The 19,589-nt window shown below is 64.6% G+C and carries 14 protein-coding genes; 6 read left to right on the forward strand and 8 right to left on the reverse strand.

Features of this window, described 5'->3' with window-relative positions; all coding sequences use genetic code 11:
• Position 1: 1 nt before the first annotated feature.
• Genes WG208_RS03400 through WG208_RS03410 form a run of 3 tightly spaced genes read left to right on the forward strand, consistent with a single transcriptional unit; the run spans position 2 to position 3,047 of the window.
• A complete protein-coding gene (locus WG208_RS03400) occupies positions 2-799 on the forward strand; it encodes a family 1 encapsulin nanocompartment shell protein (protein ID WP_337169914.1) in 798 nt (265 codons plus the stop codon).
• 35 nt (positions 800-834) lie between these two features.
• A complete protein-coding gene (locus tag WG208_RS03405) occupies positions 835-2,403 on the forward strand; it encodes an ATP-binding protein (RefSeq protein ID WP_337169915.1) in 1,569 nt (522 codons plus the stop codon).
• Positions 2,400-3,047 carry an SLATT domain-containing protein gene (locus tag WG208_RS03410; RefSeq protein WP_337169916.1) on the forward strand — a complete coding sequence of 216 codons (648 nt, stop codon included), beginning with the start codon at positions 2,400-2,402 and terminating at the stop codon, positions 3,045-3,047. Before WG208_RS03405 ends, WG208_RS03410 begins: the two co-directional genes overlap by 4 nt.
• 45 nt (positions 3,048-3,092) lie before the next feature.
• Here the strand turns inward: WG208_RS03410 and WG208_RS03415 are convergent, their stop codons facing one another.
• The 3 genes from WG208_RS03415 to WG208_RS03425 all read right to left on the reverse strand — a co-directional run bounded on the left by WG208_RS03415 (position 3,093) and on the right by WG208_RS03425 (position 9,012).
• Positions 3,093-4,535 (reverse strand): efflux transporter outer membrane subunit, encoded by a 1,443-nt coding sequence (locus WG208_RS03415; protein ID WP_337169917.1) that lies wholly within the window; start codon positions 4,533-4,535, stop codon positions 3,093-3,095.
• A 71-nt stretch (positions 4,536-4,606) separates the two neighbouring features.
• A complete protein-coding gene (locus tag WG208_RS03420; protein ID WP_337169918.1) occupies positions 4,607-7,834 on the reverse strand; it encodes a multidrug efflux RND transporter permease subunit in 3,228 nt (1,075 codons plus the stop codon).
• The gene (locus tag WG208_RS03425; RefSeq protein WP_337169919.1) at positions 7,831-9,012 is read right to left on the reverse strand and encodes an efflux RND transporter periplasmic adaptor subunit; all 1,182 of its coding nucleotides are present in this window, start codon (positions 9,010-9,012) and stop codon (positions 7,831-7,833) included. Before WG208_RS03425 ends, WG208_RS03420 begins: the two co-directional genes overlap by 4 nt.
• 241 nt (positions 9,013-9,253) lie before the next feature.
• Here WG208_RS03425 and WG208_RS03430 point away from each other — a divergent pair, with 241 nt between their 5' ends.
• From WG208_RS03430 to uppS, 3 genes are all read left to right on the forward strand, one after another.
• Positions 9,254-10,495 carry a metallophosphoesterase gene (locus WG208_RS03430; protein ID WP_337169920.1) on the forward strand — a complete coding sequence of 414 codons (1,242 nt, stop codon included), beginning with the start codon at positions 9,254-9,256 and terminating at the stop codon, positions 10,493-10,495.
• A 175-nt stretch (positions 10,496-10,670) separates the two neighbouring features.
• Positions 10,671-11,240 carry a TspO/MBR family protein gene (locus WG208_RS03435; protein ID WP_337169921.1) on the forward strand — a complete coding sequence of 190 codons (570 nt, stop codon included), beginning with the start codon at positions 10,671-10,673 and terminating at the stop codon, positions 11,238-11,240.
• Positions 11,241-11,529: 289 nt separating this feature from the next.
• Entirely contained in the window at positions 11,530-12,282 is a 753-nt protein-coding gene (gene uppS / locus WG208_RS03440) for a polyprenyl diphosphate synthase (protein WP_337169922.1), read from the forward strand.
• A 58-nt stretch (positions 12,283-12,340) separates the two neighbouring features.
• On the opposite strand, the gene WG208_RS03445 is transcribed toward uppS, so the two are convergent.
• From WG208_RS03445 to WG208_RS03465, 5 genes are all read right to left on the reverse strand, one after another.
• Positions 12,341-12,787, reverse strand: a complete 447-nt coding sequence (locus tag WG208_RS03445) for a hypothetical protein (RefSeq protein ID WP_337169923.1) — start codon at positions 12,785-12,787, stop codon at positions 12,341-12,343.
• A gap of 151 nt (positions 12,788-12,938) precedes the next feature.
• Positions 12,939-14,090, reverse strand: a complete 1,152-nt coding sequence (locus tag WG208_RS03450; protein ID WP_337169924.1) for a phytase — start codon at positions 14,088-14,090, stop codon at positions 12,939-12,941.
• 43 nt (positions 14,091-14,133) lie between these two features.
• A complete protein-coding gene (locus tag WG208_RS03455; RefSeq protein ID WP_337169925.1) occupies positions 14,134-16,992 on the reverse strand; it encodes a TonB-dependent receptor in 2,859 nt (952 codons plus the stop codon).
• 189 nt (positions 16,993-17,181) lie between these two features.
• Entirely contained in the window at positions 17,182-18,516 is a 1,335-nt protein-coding gene (locus WG208_RS03460; protein WP_337169926.1) for an MFS transporter, read from the reverse strand.
• Positions 18,517-18,565: 49 nt separating this feature from the next.
• Positions 18,566-19,525: an aldo/keto reductase gene (locus tag WG208_RS03465; protein WP_337169927.1), complete on the reverse strand. Its 960-nt coding sequence runs from the start codon at positions 19,523-19,525 to the stop codon at positions 18,566-18,568.
• Positions 19,526-19,589 lie beyond the last annotated feature (64 nt).

A 19,589-nucleotide genomic window follows, 5' to 3' on the forward strand; every position in this document is an offset into this window, starting at 1 on the left:
CATGAACAACCTGCACCGTGAACTGGCGCCCATCTCGAGCGCGGCCTGGACCGAAATCGAGGAAGAGGCGACCCGCACTCTCAAGCGCTATCTGGCCGCGCGCCGCGTGGTCGATGTGCAGGGTCCCGGCGGATTCGATCTTTCCGCCGTCGGTACGGGCCACATCAAACAGGTTCCGGCACTGCGTGATGGTCTGCACGTGGCGCAACGCGAAGTCAGTCCGCTCATCGAACTGCGGGTTCCGTTCGAATTGTCACGTCAGGCCATCGACGACGTCGAACGCGGATCGCAGAACTCAGACTGGCAACCGCTGAAAGACGCGGCAAGAACCATCGCCTACGCCGAGGATCACGCGGTCTTCGAGGGGTATGCCGCTGCCGGCATCGAAGGCATCCGGCAGGTGACGAACCACGCGCCGGTGCAACTGCCGAGCGATGTGCGTGCGTATCCCGACGCGATCGCCGAAGCGGTCAACAAGTTGCGGCTCGCCGGTGTGAATGGCCCGTATGCCCTGCTGCTCGGCGCCGACGCCTATACCAGCACCATGGGCAGCAGCGACGACGGGTATCCGATCCTGAAACACGTCCAGGATCTCGTCGACCAGGAAGTCATCTGGAGTCCGGCGATCACGGGCGGCGTAGTGCTCACCACCCGTGGCGGCGATTTCGATCTGTGGCTCGGTCAGGACATCTCGATCGGTTACCTCACCCATTCGGCGGAAACGGTCACGCTCTATTTCCAGGAGACGATGACCTATCTCACGCAGACCGCCGAAGCGGCGGTGGTGCTTGTTCCGTAACGGCTGACCAACGGACGGGATCTGTGGAGCACTCGGTGGAGGACCAGGATCGACTGCAGCGCATCCTCGACTCGATGTACGAGTACGTCGGGCTGCTGTCGGTGGAGGGCACCGTCCTCGACACCAACCAGGCGTTTCTGAACACGTCGGGGCTCTCGCGCACCGACGTGCTGGGGCGAGCGTTCGCCGATACGTACTGGTGGTCCCATTCCCCCGACACCCAGGCGCAGGTCCGGGACGCCATACACCGCGCGGCACGGGGTGAGACGGTCCGCGCCGATTTCCGTGCCCGGGTGGGCGATGGGTTGATCACCATCGATGCCATGTTCGGTCCCACACGCGACCAGGCTGGTACGATCCGGGAACTCGTGGCATCGGGGGTGGATGTCACCGAACAGCGGCAACTCGCCGAGCAGTTGCGTCAGGCGATGAAGATGGAGTCGATGGGACGCCTGGCCGCCGGCATCGCGCACGACTTCAACAATCTGCTGACGGTGATCATCGGGCATACGGAGATGTTGCTCGACACCCCGCGCACGGGTGACGATCTCGAGAGCCTGACCGAGGTGCGCGATGCCGCGAATCGCGCGACGGACATGACCCGGCAACTGCTCGCCTTCAGCCGGCAGCAGATGTACCACCCCGTGGTGCTGGACATCAACCATGTCATCTCGGATGCGGAGCACATGCTGCGCATGCTCGTCACCGAGGACATCGCGATCGAGACGACGTTGGCCCCGACGCTCGGCCATGTGCGAGCCGATCCCGGTCAGGTGACACAGGCGCTCATGAATCTGGTCGTCAATGCGCGTGATGCGATGCCGGCCGGTGGCAAGATCTCCATCCGCACGTTCACCGTGATCCGTGACGAGAAGTACGCCCGGTTGCACGAGGGCGCACAGCCGGGACGTTTTGTGGCGATCTCGGTGTCGGACAACGGCACGGGCATGTCGGCGGAGGTGAAGGCACGGGTCTTCGAACCATTCTTCACCACGAAGCCGATGGGCAAAGGGACCGGTCTCGGCATGGCCGTCGTTCACGGCATCGTGCGTCAGAGCGGCGGTCACATCGAGGTCGAGAGCGAGCCGGGGCACGGCACGACCGTCACGCTCTGTTTTCCGATCGTGAACGACCCTCTCACCGTGCCTCCCGTCGCTCCGACGTGCAACGACGCCGGAGGTTCGGAGACGCTGCTGCTCGTCGAGGACGATGACAACGTGCGGCGACTGGCCTTCCGCGCTTTGCGCGAGGCGGGCTATCACCTCCTGGAGGCGCGCGACGGGGAGTCGGCGCTGCGTATCGCGAAGGGCTACACCGCCCGGATCGATCTGCTGATCACCGATGTGGTTCTCCCAGGCATCGATGGACCGACTTGCGCCGAAGTGCTGAAGCTCCGGCATCCCGAACTGCGCGTGCTGTACACGAGCGGTTATGCCGGCGAGAGTCTCGAGCGGCGTGGCATCGAGCGGGAGAGCACGGCATTTCTGCAGAAGCCCTATTCACCCCGTGTGCTGCGCGCGCGAATCCGCCAGGTGCTGGATGGAGGGGAATTGAACGAACCGCACGCACCCGTCCCGGTCTTACCTCTTCCGGAGCGCGGATGAGCAAGGCAGACCTCTCCTTTCAGCAGCCCTTGTCGTGGGATCAGCTCAAGGGCCGTGGTGTCGACGAGATTCTCGATCAGACCTGGCGACACATCAGTGGCGTCGCGGAACGGAAGACCTCCTGGTACTGGGAGAGCATCCGGTCCAAGCGCCGCATCTCACGGGTGGCGCGTGGCGTGGTGTACGTCATGCTCATCGTCGGCTCCCTGCTGCCGCTCGTGGCCACGCTGCGCAATACGGCCGAGGAGAAGTTGCTCATCACGCAGATCGGCATCTGCTGTCTGGTGGTGGCGGGGCTCGTGCGCTTTGCCGATCAGGCGTTCGGATGGTCGTCCGGCTGGATGCGCTACATCACGACCGTGACGGCGATGGAGGCCTCGACACAGCGTTTCCGGAATGCCTGGCGACGACAGTTGATCGCGGATCAGGGCGCGGTGAGCGCGGAGACCATGCGTCAGCTTTTCGAACTCGCCGTGGCGCTCGAGGATGACCTGAACACGCTGCAGGCTGAAGAAACGAATCTGTGGATCGCGGAATTCCGCTCGGGCGCAACGATGCTGGACGCGCTGATCAAGGGGACGCGGGAGCAGGTCGGGCAGCGGTCGGGCGGAGGGGTGCCGCCGGTGGTGGAGCCGCAGGGGTGAGGTAGCGGCAACACATGTCGTCGCCGCCCCCGGAGAAGTACCCCCTCACTCCCACCCTCCCCCCAACGCCCGGAACAGCTGCACCGTCGCCGCGAGGTACTGTCGCTCCACCTGCACGCGGGTGAGCTGCGCCGTGAACAGGCCGCGCTGCGCGTCCAGCACTTCGAGATAACTCGAAATGCCGCTCGCATACCGACGCTCGGCAATCGCATACGCGGCCTGCAGCGCGCGTTCCTGGGTCTGCTGCGCGGCCAGTTGGTCGCGACGCAGCTTCACGCCGGTCGCGGCATCGCTGGCTTCACGCAATGCCACCAGCACCACCTGCTCGTACACATTGCGCGACTGCTCGGCGCGCGCACGGGCGGCCTTCTGTTCGTTGCTCAACCGCCCGCCGGTGAACAATGGGATCGAAACGCCCGCCTGCAGCGTGTAGATCTCTCCGCGACCGTCGAATAGCTGACCATAGCTGGGTCGCTGCGCACCATACTGACCGGCCACCGTGATGGCGGGGAGCCGCGCAGCCTGGGCAACACCCACACGCGCCGTGGCCGCCTGGAAATCGTGCTGCGCGCGCAGTACGTCGGGGCGGCGCGCCAACAGGTCGCCGGGAATGGTGTCCGGTACGTCCACGGTCCTGACGATATCACTCAACAGACGGCCGCGCGGTATACTCTGCGGCGATGTACCCAGCAGCAGCGACAACGCATTCTCCCATTCGGTACGCTGCCGCGCATAGTCGGCCACACGGGCCGCGGGATCGGCCACCGTGGCTTCGAACTGCCGCACGTCGAGTTCGGAGATCAGTCCCTGTTCGAACCGCCGCCGCGCGAGTTGCAATGTGGCTTCGCGTGAGACGAGCGTCTGCTCGGCGATGGCGATGATGGCATCGGCCTCGCGCAACTGCAGATAGGCGGAGACCACGTCGCTCACCAGCGACAACGTCACGGCTCGCACGTCGTCTTCGCGTCCGGCCAGATCGAATCCGGCAGCCTGCGTGGCACGCCGTGTCCGTCCCCAGAAGTCCAGCTCCCACGCCAGATCGGTAGTCACCCGCGCGGCATCGAACTCGATGGGCGCCGATGCGGCCAGCGCGATCTTGTTGCTGGCCACCGTGCTGCCCGCATTGATCTGCGGGAAGAACCGCGATGCCGCGACACCATGCAGAGCGCGAAACTCGTTGATACGCTGCTGCGCGACCCGCAGGTTGCGATTGTTGTTCACCGCCAGACGGATGAGCGACTCGAGTACGGAGTCACGCAGGATCTCGGTCCAGGACGGCATCTCCGTGGCCGATCGTTCGATGCCGAGCGACTGCGCCGGCAACTGCGAGGTGATATTCGACGTGATGCGGGCCGTGCTGTCGCCGGCCTCCCGTGAACGCGCCGTTCGCAGAGAATCGAGGAATCCCCGCGTCTCGGCGGACGTTCCCGATGAGGCACGCACGGACACGGCCGGCACCACGGGGTCCACACGGGTGGAGGGTCCCACCGCGCAGCCTGGCAGTGCCGCGATGAGTATGCCGGCAACCGGCAACATGGTTCGCCGAATGGCCCGCCGATTCATGACGCACCTCCCGCCTTCTTCGCGGACGTCCGCTCGGTGAGCTGCCGGATGAGCGCAAAGAACAACGGGATGAAAAACACCCCGACGGTGGTGGCGATGAGCATGCCGGCGAAGACACCGGTACCCAGCGAACGTCGGCTGCCCGCGCCGGCGCCACTAGCCACGACCAGCGGCAACACACCGAGAATGAATGCGAACGAGGTCATGAGAATGGGGCGGAACCGCTCGCGCGCGGCCTCGATGGCCGCTTCCCGGATGCTCAGGCCCTGCGCTCTGAGCGACGTGGCGAATTCCACGATGAGAATGGCGTTCTTGGCGGCCAGTCCCACCACGGTGAAGAGTCCGACTTGGAGATACACGTCGCTCGGCGATCCGCGCAGCCACACCCCGAACAGCGCACCAGCGATACCGAACGGAATGCCCAGCAGCACGGCGAACGGGATGGACCAGCTTTCGTATTGTGCAGCCAGTACGAGAAAGACCAGCACGAAGCCCAGGATGAGCACGAGACTGTTGCTGCCAGCCGCGGCGCGCTCCTGATAGGACTGACCACTGTACGCATAGCCGATACCCTGTGCGGCGTACTTGTCGGCCACCAGCTTCTCCACGGCGTCGAGACCTTCGCCCGAACTCGATCCCAGGGTGGCCGCCGCCGTCACCAGCGCCGACGGGAACCCGTTGAAGCGCGTGAGCAGACTTGGCGCCCCACGCATATCGGTCTGCGTCACGGCGGACAGTGGTACCATGGCGCCGGTGTTGCTGCGTACGAAGAACCGTCCGATGTCGTCAGGCGTCTGCCGGTACTGCGACTGGGCTTCGGCCTGCACACGATACGGTCGCCCGTAGATGTTGAAATCGTTGATGTAGAGATTGGACAACATCGCCTGCAGCGTGGAGAAGATCTGCGAGGTGTTGACGCCGCGTGCCTGCGCCGCCGCCTCGTCCACCGTGACGAACAGCTGCGGCACCTCCGCACGGAAGTTGGTGGCCACGTTCTGCAACGAAGGGATTTTTTTGCCTTCGTTCACAAAGCTCTGCACTTCGCGCGCGAACGCCTGCACATCGTCACCAGAACGTTGCTGCAGATTGAGCTCGAGGCCGGAGGTGATGCCGAGTCCGGGGATCTCGGGCAGATTGAAACCGAACGCCACGGCTTCCTTGAGTCCGCCGAGTCGTTTGTTGACACGCCCCAGAATGGCTTCGAGCGACTGATCACCCGCCGTGCGTTCATCCCACGGCTTGAGCGTGACGAACATGGTGGCCACGTTCGTGAGATTGGAGCCCGTGAGCAGCGCAAAGCCTTCCAGCGCCACCGTGCCGCGCACCATGGGCTCCTCCCGCACGATGCGGTTCACTTCGGTCACCACGTCGCTGGTGCGCTGCAGGGATGCGGCATCCGGCAACTGGATGGAGACGGCGAAGTATCCCTTGTCCTCGTTGGGCAGGAACCCCCCGGGCACCGCCTTGAAGAGCACCCCGATGAGCACGAGGATCACGGCGAAGCCGGCCACCCAGGTGCGCGGGCGATCGACGACCCCTCGCGCGCCGCGTACATAGCGGTGCGTGAGACGGCCGAACCAGCGATCGAAGGCCTGGAAGAACTTTCCTTCTTCCTCGTAGGTCTTGTGCACGAGCAGCGTCGCACACAGCGCCGGTGTGAGCGTGAGTGCCACGATGCCCGACAACACCACCGAGATGACGATGGTGGCCGCGAACTGTTTGTACATCGCGCCGGTGATGCCTCCCACGAATGCCACGGGGATGAACACGGCGCACAGCACGAGCACGATGGCCACCAGTGCACCGCCCACCTGCTTCATGGCCCGATTGGTGGCCACACGCGGCGACACCTTGTCCTGCTCCATGATGCGTTCGACGTTCTCGATGACCACGATGGCGTCGTCCACGACGATGCCGATGGCCAGCACGAGACCGAACAGGGTGAGCGTGTTGATCGTGAAGCCGAGTGCCTGGAGACCGAGGAAGGTCCCGATGATGGACACCGGCACGGCCAGCACGGGGATGAGTGTCGCCCGCCAGCTCTTGAGGAACAGGAACACGACCAGCGTGACCAGCACCATCGCTTCGAAGAGCGTCTTCACCACTTCCTTGATGGATTCGGTGATGAAGGGCGTGGTGTCGAACGGAATTTCGTAGCGCACGGCCTCGGGGAACGACGGCGCCAGCTCCTGCATGCGCTTGACGATGGCCTTCTTCACTTCGAGGTTGTTCGCGCCCGGTCGCCCGAAGACCAGCAGATTGGCGGTGGGTTTGCCGTTCACGCGCGCGCGGGCGTCGTACCCGCGCGATCCCATCGTGACGGTGGCGATATCCCGGACGCGCACGAGCGATCCATCGGCCCGCGCACGCACGATGATCTCGCCGAATTCGGCGGGCTGCGTGAGACGGCCGGTCGTGACCACCGGAATGGTGAGTTGTGTACCGGTGGGCGACGGTTCACGGCCCAGCCGTCCACCGGGCTTGGTGGCGTTCTGTGCCGCCACGGCCTGCTGCACATCGTCGACCGTGATTCCGAGCTGCGCCATCCGCTCGGGGTTCATGCTGATGAGCATCGCAAAATCGAGATTGCCGAACACCCGGGAATCACCGACTCCCGGGATGCGTTTGATTTCGTTCTCGACGTAGATCTTGGCGTAATTGCTCAGATACGAGGCATCGTACCGCGGATCGTCCGACGTGATGGCCACCAGCGCCAGAATATCCGAATTGGCCTTGGTGATGGTGACGCCCGTCTGACGCACCGCGGCGGGCAGCTGCGGCAGCGCCACGTTCACCGCGTTCTGCACGTCCACGGCCGCGAGATCCTGATTGCGCCGGATGTCGAAATAGATCGACAGACTCATCGTGCCGTCGCTGGTGTTCGACGACTTGTAGTACAACAGCCCATCGAGACTCGAGAGCTGCTGTTCGATGGGTGCGGCCACGGCCGTGGCCACGTCGGCGGCGCTGGCGCCGGGATAGAACGCACTCACCTGTACGGCGGGCGGCGTGATCTGCGGGTATCGGCTGACCGGCAGCGACTGCACGGCAAAGAGACCCAGCAGCGTGATGACCATGGAGATCACCGCCGCCAACACCGGACGACGTACGAACAGATATTCGCTCTCACCGGAGACTTCGGCGGCAAGCTTGTTCGCGATTTCGCTGTCGGGGATGTGGTGGGAGCCGTCGTGTGATCCGTCGTGCAGCTGATGATCACTCACCGGCGCGCTCCCTCGCCGCTTGCGGCACTGTTGGGAGTCGCGGTGGCGGCGGCGCTGTCCGTCAGCAGTCGCGCGCGTACCGTGGCTCCGGCGCCGATCTTCTGTACGCCGTCCACCACCACCTTCTCCCCGGCGGCGAGACCGGTCTCGATCAGCCAGTCGGTGCCCGACCATCCGGAGGCTTTCACCACACGCACGGCCACCTTGTCGCTGTCGCCGACGACATACACCACTTCCTGCCCCATCTGCTGTAACACCGCGCGCTGCGGAACGACAATGGCGCTGTCACGATGCAGCCCACGAACGCGCACCTGCACGAACTGGCCGGGAACCAGCAGACGATCGGCATTGGTGAATTGCGCCCGGTATTCCTGCGTCCCGGTGCGGGGATCGACCACCGGATCGACAAAGTCTATGTGGCCAAGTCGGGGATATTCGCTCCCGTCCGGCATGGACAACGCGACCCGCGCGCGGCCACCGGCGGCCAGCTCCTTTCGCGCGCCGGTACGGGTCCAACGGTACTGCTGTTCCGCCGAGGGACGGAAGCTCACATACACGGGATCGGCGACATCGATGGTGGTGAGCAGATCCGCCGGGCCGGAGACCCGAGCGCCGACCTCCATGAGCGTCCGTCCCACCCGTCCGGCGATCTCCGCACGCACGACGGTTTCCGTGAGTCGCTTCTCCGCCGCATCGACCGCGCCCTTCGCCTGGTCCACGGCGGCTCTCGCCTGCAACAACTGGGACTCCGCGTTGTCCACGTCCTGTTTCGCGATGGCATTGCCCACGAGCAGTGGACGCAGACGTCCCACCACCAGCTCACTGTTGGCGAGTCGCGCCTCGGCTTCTGCCAGCCGTGCACGCGCGCTCCGGGCATCGGCGTCTGCGGTGGTCGGATCGATGCGATAGAGCACGTCACCCGCGCGCACCTGGGCACCTTCGGTGAAGGGACGGGCGATGATGACCCCCGACGCCTGCGCACGGACCTGGACGGTGCGGTATGCCTCGACCTGTCCGACGAATTGCAGATGCTCTTCGACCGTGGCCGGCTGCGTCACCACATACGTCACCTCGGCGGGCGGCGGCGGCGGCGGTGCGTCCTTTTTCGAGCAGGCCAGCGTGAGGCCAGCGGACAATCCCACTGCCCAGCGCGGCAGACGGGCCGGGAATACGTGCATCGGGAATGTGTGAAAAATGTGTGAAGGCGCCAGGAGCGCGAATGAGACGTCCGTCGACATGACTGCCGACGGAAAACGCAGACAGAACGACGACGGTACGCAGCGCGCACGAAAGTGTGCCCACGTGGTACGCAGGAGAGGGGACCCCTGTTGTACGTTATGACAAGTAACTGACTGCACCGGCGAAGGGGACCCATCCGAATCCGGCGATCTGGTGTATGCAGCACGCACTCCAGATCCCATGAACATGACCAGCAGCGCCACCGCGGCCTCCGATACCGCTTCTTCTTCCGCCTCCGGCCCCTCCGGTCTATCGATCTCGCGCGTGAGTCGGGGCTTCGGATTGTGGATGCTCACCTGGTGGCTGCTGATCGGTCTGCCTCTCGCGCCGCGCCTTCCGGGCGGCTGGCTGACCCTGATGGGTTTTGCGCTCATCGGGGCGGCTCCACTGCTGGTGGTTCTGCGCGGTTTTGGCGGCCTGCACTATCCGTCCGCGTTCGAGCGCGTGTGGATCCTGCGCCCCTTCTGGTACCTGCAGCTCGCTCTGCCGTTGCTCGGCCTGTCCGCGCTCATCGGTGTCATCGTGGGACTGCCGTTCGGTGCGGCGGGTGTGTCGGGACGTTGGATGATGCTCGCGGTGAGCGTGGTGCTGATCGTGGTGGCCTGCGTCGGATACGTGGGCTCGCGGTGGCTGGTGGTGAAGGAACTGGTGGCCGCACATCCGGATCTTCCGGCTGAGCTCGATGGATTGAGAATCGTGCAGATCTCCGACCTGCATGTGGGGCCGCACACGTCGAAACGATTCCTCACGCGGGTGGTGCAGGCCGTGGACGCCGCTCGTCCCGAGCTGATCGCCATCACCGGAGATCAGGTGGACGATCATGCACCGGACGTGCAGCACTTCGCGGCCGCGTTCGGCGCACTGCATGCCCCGCTCGGTGTGTATGCGATCGCCGGGAATCACGATGTGTACGCGGGCTGGCGGAGTGTGCGTGCTGGCCTCGAAGCGATGGGGGTGACGGTACTCGTGAACGATGCGCTGGAATTGCAGCGTGGCACGGGGCGCTTCTGGCTGGCGGGCACAGGCGATCCGGCGGGCCTTGGATGGGATCGTGGCGGAGCAGCCGCAGCGGCTCCCGATATCGCCCGCACGCTGGCGCATGTCCCTGCGGACGCCTTCACGGTGGCGCTGGCACACAATCCGGCATTGTGGCCTGCACTCGGGAAACGGGGAGTCGCGCTCACACTGAGTGGCCACACACACTACGGACAGCTGTCCATCCCGCGACTGAACTGGAGTCTGGCCTCTCCGTTTCTGGCGCACGCGATGGGGCATCATCGCGCCGGGCATTCCCTGCTCTACATCAATCCGGGCACGAACTACTGGGGATTGCCGCTACGCATCGGCGCGTTGCCGGAGGTGACCGTGGTGACACTGCGACGCACGACGGGTGACGCGGAGATCCGACCGGCGAGCCGATAGGAGATCCGTCGGGGATCCAGTTCTGTGACAAATGACACATCGTGATCTGTCCCGCACCATTGGAAAGACGATGAAGCCGTCGCGGTGTATGAGTGCCGATGCTGGTCCTTTTACGCAACAGCTTCATACCGCTTCATTCAGGCCCTGGCCTGATGTCATGAATACGGGGGATCCGATGGACACGCCGTATGAGATTCTGCTTCCGGTCAATACACACGACGATCGGCGCCGGCAGCGTGCGCGGGAGCGGGCCCGGGAGCGCGCACAGAGTCTGGTATCGCTGGCGATTTCCCTGGTCGCCTGCTTTTCCGCCGCGGGCATCGGCGCGCTGGCGACGTCAGACGCTCCGGCATTTTACGCCGGTCTGACCCTTCCGGGCTGGGCACCGCCGGCCTCGCTGTTCGGACCGGTATGGACGGTGCTGTACGCCTTGATGGCGGTGGCAGCCTGGCTGGTCTGGCGTCATCGCGAGGAATCGGCGCACGCGATTCCGGCGCTGCGACTGTTTGCGGTGCAATTGGTGGTGAACGCGTTCTGGAGCTGGACCTTCTTCGCGTGGCATCTGGGCGGTCTGGCTGTTCTGACGATCGTGACGCTGCTTGCGCTGGTGGTTCTGACGCTGCGCGCGTTTCATCGGGTGCATCCGCCGGCGGCCTTTCTGCTGGTGCCCTATGCGGCGTGGGTGACGTTCGCGACGGCGCTCGCGCTGGCGGCCTGGCGACTCAATCCGACGTTGCTGGGGTGAGGGAGGGGAGTCCGCTGGTCGATCGGGGCTTCGGGCTTCTCGGGGCCGGCAGCGATGGGGGAACATCCGGCCGGCTTGGAGTTCGGGGAGTGTGTGCCGCGGGATGTGTACCAACTAGCCGGACTGGAGAGCGAGCCTGGGATGTGAGGGGCGCCCTGCGGGCGCGATACCAGCAGGATGAACAGCGGGATACCTGCAGGATGACCACAGGGGGCAGGGGGAGAGGCGCGCATTAACTTTGTAATACAAAGTGCTTGACACGCACTCACTTCCGTGCGACACTCCGGTCATGACAGTTGAACCGATGGGTCCGCCGGGTACCCCGCCGAAGGCCGTGCCGTCGCACGTGGCCCTGATCATGGATGGCAATGGCCGGTGGGCGACGGCCCGGAGGCGCCCGCGATGGATGGGGCATGTGCGGGGGGCGCATACGGTGCGCGAGGTGGTGGCCCATTGTGCCCGTCGCGGCGTCAGGCAGCTCACGCTGTACGCATTCTCGAGCGACAACTGGAAGCGCCCACGTGAAGAGGTCGGGTTCCTGTTCACACTGTTTGCGTCGCACCTCGATCGACATCTCGCGTCGCTGGTGAACAATGGCATCCAGCTGTCGATCATCGGCCGCCGCGACCGTCTCCCGTCCACACTCGTGGAGGCCATCGAGGCTGCTGAAGCGCGAACGGCCGGAGGACGACGCATGCATTTGCGGGTGGCCGTGGACTATTCCAGCCGCGCGTCGCTGCAGAAGGCGCTCGCGGTGACGGCGATGACGACATCATGCCCGGCCGCGACCCTGACCGGCGAGACCATTCTGCCCCCGGTCGATCTGCTCATCCGCACCGGTGGCGAGCGGCGCCTGTCGGACTTTCTGCTGTGGGAGTGCGCCTACGCCGAACTGGCGTTTCTGGACGTGCCCTTCCCCGATCTCTCGGCGGCAGATCTCGATGCGGTGTTCGCCGATTTCGCGCGACGCGAGCGGCGGTATGGGGCGGTGCCGGCCGCGCCGGTCGAGGTACCGCTCTCGATGGGGGCGTCGGACGAGTAGACTCTGACGGGGAGAATCATCCCTGCAGAGCGCGTGCGATCGATGTGTCCATCGAGATCTACTGCGTCACCGTGAGCCGGAACACAGCAACCGTGGTGCCACTGGATCCATCCGTGAAGCCGGTCACCGGAGCCACGAACCGGACTTCGTGGGTGCCCGCGGGCACGGTGGCGTCGGCACTGATCGCAAAAACCCGCGTGACGGTCGAACCCGAGGTCTGCGTACTCGTCTGGTCGACCTTGATGCCACCATACTGCCGGTTGATGGTGAGCGAGCCGCCGACGATGAGTCCGCCGGTCGCAGAAAAGACCACCGTGGTAGACGTCGTAACGCCGCGCGCGACCGTCGCACTGGCAGGCGTGGCGACTGCCGTGACGTTCTGATTGCCCCCGAGTCCCCCGCCGCCTCCGGGTGATGCGGGGTCGGACGAGCCGCAGGCCACCAGGACCGGCGCCGTGAGAAGAAACGCCAGGACCATCGGAAGACGGCGGCGGGCTTGGGACATCATTCGGTTCGGTGACATCTGCAGGACCTGGGATGGATGCAAAAAGGTCGGGAAGGGGCTTCTACGGGGGGTACGCGCAGAACCCCCGCGAACAGGCTCACCCTCCCGGACCCCGTCGGTGGTGCTCCCGACGATCCGCCCTCCACGGTCCCTACTTTCGGGCGCGTCCGATGGCGGCTTCGACATCCCGCCAGTCGTAGTAGTGAAACGCGCCCCGGTCGGACATCATCACCAGCATCCCGCGTGGGAACCGCGCCCCGAGTGCGCGTTCGGTGACGTCCAGTCCGTCGGTCTGACGAGCGCGCACGGGAATGACCGCCAGACGACGGTGCTCGAAGGGATTTGCCGCAGTGCCTTCGCGCGAGAACACCTGCAGACGATTCGCGCCCTGATCCGAGAGCAGGATGTAACCCGTGCCCGTACCGGTCGCATAGATGGCGAGCCCTTCATGATCCTCGGCCACACCGGTGGTGGCAAACAGCGCCAACTCCCGGTTGGAAGAATCGGGGTCGGCAAAATACTGACGCACGCCAACACCTTCATCGGAGTAGTAGACGAATCCCAGCGAGTCGTCCACCGCGATGGCCTCGATCTCCTTGCGGCCACTGTAGGCGCCGAACGCGCGCACTTTCGTACCGGTCACGACACCGGCGGCATTGGCCGTGAGACGATACTGCCAGATGTAGGACCCATCGGTCGGTCCACTCTTGCCGCCGACGAATGCGAAGATGGCGCCATCATGCGGCCGACGGTACAGCGCGATGCCCATGGGCGCCCGGTTGACATCGCCATCGAACACCTCGATGCCACCATCGTCGATGGGGCGCATGCCGGGCAGTGCGAAGACGCGCAACCGCTGCCGGTTGCGCTCCGTGGCCACGGCGATGTCGATCCGCGCACCGTTGCGTTCGAGTCCGTACTCGATGTCGACGTTGTTCATGCGCTTGAGCGGACGCACGGAGCGCGCATGATCGATGTGTCCGTCGAGGCCGAACACGAACACGGCGCCCGTGCTGTCGCTCTTGTCCGTGCCGAGGACCAGCGAAGCGGCGGCGTTGCGGGGATCGACCCAGATGGCCGGATCGTCGCTGTCGCCGGGTATGGTATCGGTGATCACCACGGGTTGCAGCGTGTCGGCGATCAGCGGCAATGCCGTGTCGCCCGCGGTCACACCATGCGCGGTATCGGTGGCCACCGAGGTGGCCGCCGAGTCGCTCGCGGTGCGTGACGACGACGAACAGGCGGCGCCGAGAATACAGCCGAACGCGGCCGTCGTGAGCTGAAGACGTGCGATGTGGTTCATGGGATTTGCAGATGGGATCTATCGATGGCCAGCCGACAACGGCCTACGGCTGAATACGGAGGCCGACCATGCCCCACGGCTTGTAGTATTCGTTGCCCGGCTGCCAACTACGTTCGGGCTTGCCGATGTAGCGACGCAGGGGCTGGTTCGTGAGATTGTTGGTCTCGACGAACAGTTTGGTCCGCGCGTTGATCTGCACCGAGCCGCTCAGATCGAGCTGCATCCGTGATGCGACGTAGATGTCGTTGGACGCATCGTCACCCACGACCTCGAGATACCGATCGGCGAAGTTGTATCCCAGTCGGACCGCCACCCGCGCCTTTTCGTAGAAGAGCCCGGCGTTGGCCGAGTTGCCGGCCTGCCCCGGGAGCGGCGCTTTGACACCTGCGCGCGCGGGCAGTGTCGTGGAGGACACCGTCCTCGTGTAGTTCGCATTGAGCCCCAGACCACTCAGCGGCCCGGGCAACCACGGGAAATTCTGCTGCCAGGCGATCTCGAACCCGTCGAGCGTGCCCTTCTGGCTATTCTGCGGCTGCGCCACCGTCTGCACGGTGCTACCCAGATTGTCGCCGGCCGTCACGCCGCGTTGCACCTGGTAGATGTAGTCGGTCAGGCTTTTGTGGAAATACCCCACCGACACGAATCCCACGGTGCGGAAATAGCGCTCCACCATGACGTCGATGTTGGTCGCCTGGATGGGATTGAGTTCCGGGTTGCCGATCGTGGCCACCACATTGGTGCCGTCGGGGATGTTGACGGTGGGCGCCATCTGATTGAAGTCGGGGCGTACCAGCGACCGCGTGATGGCCGCGCGCACCAGTGTCTGTTCGTCCACCGCATACTTGCCGGTCAGTGACGGCAAGACGTTGACGTACGATCGGGAGGTGCTGACCGGTGTGATGGTCACCACCTGCCCAGCGCGCCGAACGGTGTTGCCGGTGGTGGTCTGTGCCGTGCGCTCCAGACGCGCACCGCCAATGAGCGTCAGGGGTCCGATGTCCACCGTGGCCATGCCATAACCGGCCGTCACCTTTTCCTGGATGCCGAAGGTGCCCTGGTTGGTTTCATACTTCGAGGCCGCGGTATCGACGTTCAGCGAGGTCCTGTAGGTCTCGTAAAAATCGCGGACGGCACGCGCGCTGGCTTGCGGCCCGAACACGAAACGGTTGTCGAGGAAATCGTGCGTGCGCGACGGTCCGGCGAGTGCCGCCAGCGTCACGGGTAACGTCGGCGCGGCCTGCCCGGTGCGGAAGGTGCCGAGGAAGCGGGTGCTCGAATCCACCGACGAGCGATCCTTGTCGCGGAACAACGCGCCGGCTTTGAACGTCACGTTGTGGGAGCCGATCCGGAACGGGTGCGTGACGTTCAGGCGACCGGTGTTCTCGTCCTCGCTGACATCACGCGTCTGCCGACGCAGCGTGTTGTAATTGAACTTCGACGGGTCGAGCGGCGCACCCGTCAGCGCGGAATACTGCGGGCGATTCTGATCCGCCACATCATACGTGAAGTTCATGCCGCTCTGACGGAACACCATCGAAAGCGTGTTCGGACGATCCTCGGCGGCCCTGGCCGTCTGCCAGGTGTAGTCGAGATTGGTGCCGGTCGAGAAGAAGTGCTTGCCGCCGATCTGGATGGACTGCTGCTCCTGCGCGACTGGACGGAGGCGGAGTTCCTTGTCCATGCGCCCGCTGGTCACGGTACCGGTGTTGCCCTGGATGGCCGAATACGTGCCCGAACTGAAGTTCGCCGTGGTGACGTAGCGCTGCTCGTCGTCGGAGAACGTGGAGTAGAAGTACTTGGCGAACAGTTGATGCCGGTCGTTGATCTGATAGTCGAACGCCGCGTTCGCCCCATGCCGGCGCCGCAGGATCTGCGAGTAGTCACGCAACGCGAGCGAGGCGGGCACGTCGAGCGCGTTGTCCGCCAGCACGCCCTTGCAGGTGGTTTCGACACACCAGCCCATCTCGTAGTTCTGCGAACCACGATCGTTCTGGTAGAAGTTGCCGCCCACGAGCAGACCGAACCTGTCGCCCCGCCCAAAACGGCCGCCGATGGTGGCGCTGGCGTTACCCAGCAGTCCTTTGTTGATGAGGTTCTGTCCGCCGGCCAGATTCACGCTCAACTGCGCGGGCCCACTGCGCGGCGCGGGAGTGATGAGATTGACGTTCCCGCCGATCGCATCGCCTTCCATGTCCGGTGTCAGCGTCTTGCTCACCATGATGCCGGCCACCATGTCCGACGGAATGATGTCCATCGGCGTCTGGCGGGACGATGGTGACGGACTGGCCATACGCATGCCATCGATCGACAGCGTACTGAGCGACGAATTGGTGCCCCGGATCTGCACGAAGCGTCCCTCTCCCTGATCACGGACCAGCGCGATACCGGGTACACGGCCCAGCGCCTCGGCGAGATTCCGATCGGGCAGACGCCCGACGAGTTCCGCGTCCACCACCGAGGAGATGTTGTCGGCCGCGCGTTGTTGATTGAGTGCCGCCGCCTGCCCCGCCACGGCGCTCTCGACGCGAATGGCGTCGAGTTGCTGCAAGGGACGCTTGAGCGCCACATCGGCCCGCACCGTGCGCCCGGCCTCGATGGCCACCAAAAGCGTCTCCGGCTGATAACCGAGATACCGGATCACGAGCCGCTGCGTCCCACTGCGCGCATTCACGATCAGATAGCGACCATCGCGGCCTGCCACTCCCTCCATGCTCCCATCGAGGGTACGAATGAGGGCGCCGGCCAGTGGGCGCAGCGTTTCATCGGTGACCGTGCCGGTGACACTGCCCGTCGTGGATTGCGCATGAAGCGCAGCGGCCGACAGGTGCAACGCCGCGATGATCAGGGACAGATCGCGGCGCCAGACACCTGCCAGCGTCGAGTGGACGGAGAGGAATGACATGAGCGGGCAACGGGAGTTGAAGGAGTTCCGGCTGGACTCCGGGACTCCGCATGTTGCCCGCGCTTCGTCACACGATCGATTGTGTCAGGTCACAAACGCACAACAGTTGTCGGCGACCCGTTTCAGATTGCCGTATTCCACATTCCATTTCCCGAACTTCATGGAAAATGGAGCGCACATTTCACGGCTTCACTCCCTGGCCGCCTGTCCTTCCCTGCTGGCGTACTGCTTGCCCAGCCACACCGCCAACGCCAGCCACGCGGCCGACAGCGGGACCATGGTGAACGCCAACCCGGACAAGCCCAGGCCAAACACCGCCATCCACGTGTACGACCACGCGCCCACCTGGTCGCCCAGGCGATAGACGAACGTGTCGCTGAAGTTCTTGGCCTTGTACTTGTCGGTGCGTGGCAACACGGTGAACAACGCCTCGCGACCGGGGCGCTGAATCGCAAAATTGCCGGCGCGACGCGCGACCTGGAACACCACCAGCACCGCCAGCGTAGGCGCGAAGCCCATGATGCCGAAGCCGATGAGCGTGACCGCAGGCAGGAACGCCAGCGCGGCGCCCACGCCGAGCCACTTGATGAAACGGCCGGTGACAAAGAGCTGCGCCAGCAGGGTGAGGGCATTCACGGCGATATCCATCGCGCCGAACACCTGCGTCCGCGCCGCCCGATCGTCACCGAAGGTGCGGGCCACCACGTCCACCTGCTGGAAGTACAGGAACGTGCTGGAGATGGTGTAGAAGAGAATGAGTGAGGCGACGCCCAACAGATAGGGCGAGGAGAGGATGTGCCTGATTCCATCGAGCACACCACCGCCGATCACTTCTTCCGACGCACTCGGCTTCGGAGCCACCACCGCCTCGGTTGCCACCTCCGGTTCCGCGGCAGCCATCTCCGTTTCCTTGCGATCGAGCACATGCGACGCGCGCACGGCCAGTTCGAGGATGAGTGCGGACACCAGCATGAGATTGAGCGGTCCCATCACACCGACCAGTCCTGTGGTGATGGAAGCCCCCAGCATGGCTCCGACGGTGCCTCCCACGGCCACCACGCCGAACAGCCGCTTGCCCTGCCCCGGACGGAACACGTCGGTGAGCAACGACCAGAACACCGAGACGACGAACAGGTTGAAGATGCTCGTCCAGATGAAGAACACCCGGCCCACCCAGATCGCCTGCGACGCATCGACGGCGCGGAAGATCAGGTAGAACACCACCAGATTCAGAATGAAGAACCGGTACGTCCAGCCGATGAACTGGCGGCGTTTGAGTTTCGAGACGAGTGAGGTGTACAGCGGATGCACGAGCAGCATCCCGATCATGGTGCCCGTGAAGAGCCAGGCGAGGTTCTCGGCGCCGCTGGCCGCACCCATGTCGTCACGAATGGGGCGGATGACGTAGTACGCGCAGAGCACCAGGAAGTAGTACGCCGTGGCCCATACGAGCACGGCCCCTTCGCCGGGGCGTGCGCCAACGCTGGCGCGCACACGCGCCAGAATTCCCGTGTCACTCGTCATGAAAGACTCTGAAAGATCCGGAGGATCCGGTGGAAGGCGCGAGGCCCGGTCAGCGACCGGGCGCGGGAGGGAGCGCGTCGACGAACTTGATGATCTGTTCACGCTGCGCGGCCGTGGGAATGCGGCCGATACCGCCACCGATGTTGTCGATCATGTTCTTCGCCTGGCTGGTGGCCGGCGTGATCGCGGTGACGGCGGGATGCGCGAGAATGAACTTGAGGAAGAACTGCGCGTAGGTGGTCGCGTCGAACTCCTTCGCGAACTCGGGAAGCGGCGTGGTGCCCGCACGACGGAAGAGGCTCGTGCGTCCGAACGGCGCATACACCAGCACGGCGATCTTCTTTTCGAGTGCGAGCGGAAGGATCTTCTCTTCGACGCCACGATTGTCGGCGGCGTAGTCGATGCCGATGAAATCGAGCGGTTCATTGCGCATCACCTCCTCGAGCAATCCGTACTGATTGTCGAACGTGGTGGTGATGCCCACATACCGCACCTTGCCGGCCTGCTTGAATTCGCGGGCGATTTTCAATTGGGTTGGCGGATCGCCCATGTTGTGCACCTGCATGAGATCGATCTTCGGCTGCTTGAACCGCGCCAGCGAAGTTTCGATCTGCGCGCGGGCGGCGGCCGGATCGGCCGCGGTGGCACCACGGCCCGCCACGTTCACCTTGGTGGCCCAGAACATCTTGTTGGCGATGCCCATCTCGTTCACGAGCTTGCCCGCCACTTCTTCGGAGGCGCCATAGGAGGGCGCGGTATCGAACACCCTCGCACCGCGGTCCGTCATCGCCTTGAAGACTTCGCGCAGGGCAGTGACGTCTTCGGTGCGCGCCACCGAGGAGAATGTGGCGGAGCTTCCGAGCCCGATGACGGGAAGCTTCTCGCCGGTGGACGGAATGGCACGCTGGATGAGTTGCCCCTGGGCCAGTGCTTCGAGCAGGCGGGGGGTCAGACTGAGCGTCGCACCGGCCCCTGCGGCGGTGACAAGGAAATCACGACGGTTGATCATGGCGGGACCCTCGGGAAAACGGCGGGATGTGAAGCGATAAGAGTACGCCGGCGCACGGCGATGC

The sequence above is a fragment of the Gemmatimonas aurantiaca genome, assembly GCF_037190085.1.
In the GTDB taxonomy this organism is placed as follows: domain Bacteria; phylum Gemmatimonadota; class Gemmatimonadetes; order Gemmatimonadales; family Gemmatimonadaceae; genus Gemmatimonas; species Gemmatimonas aurantiaca_A.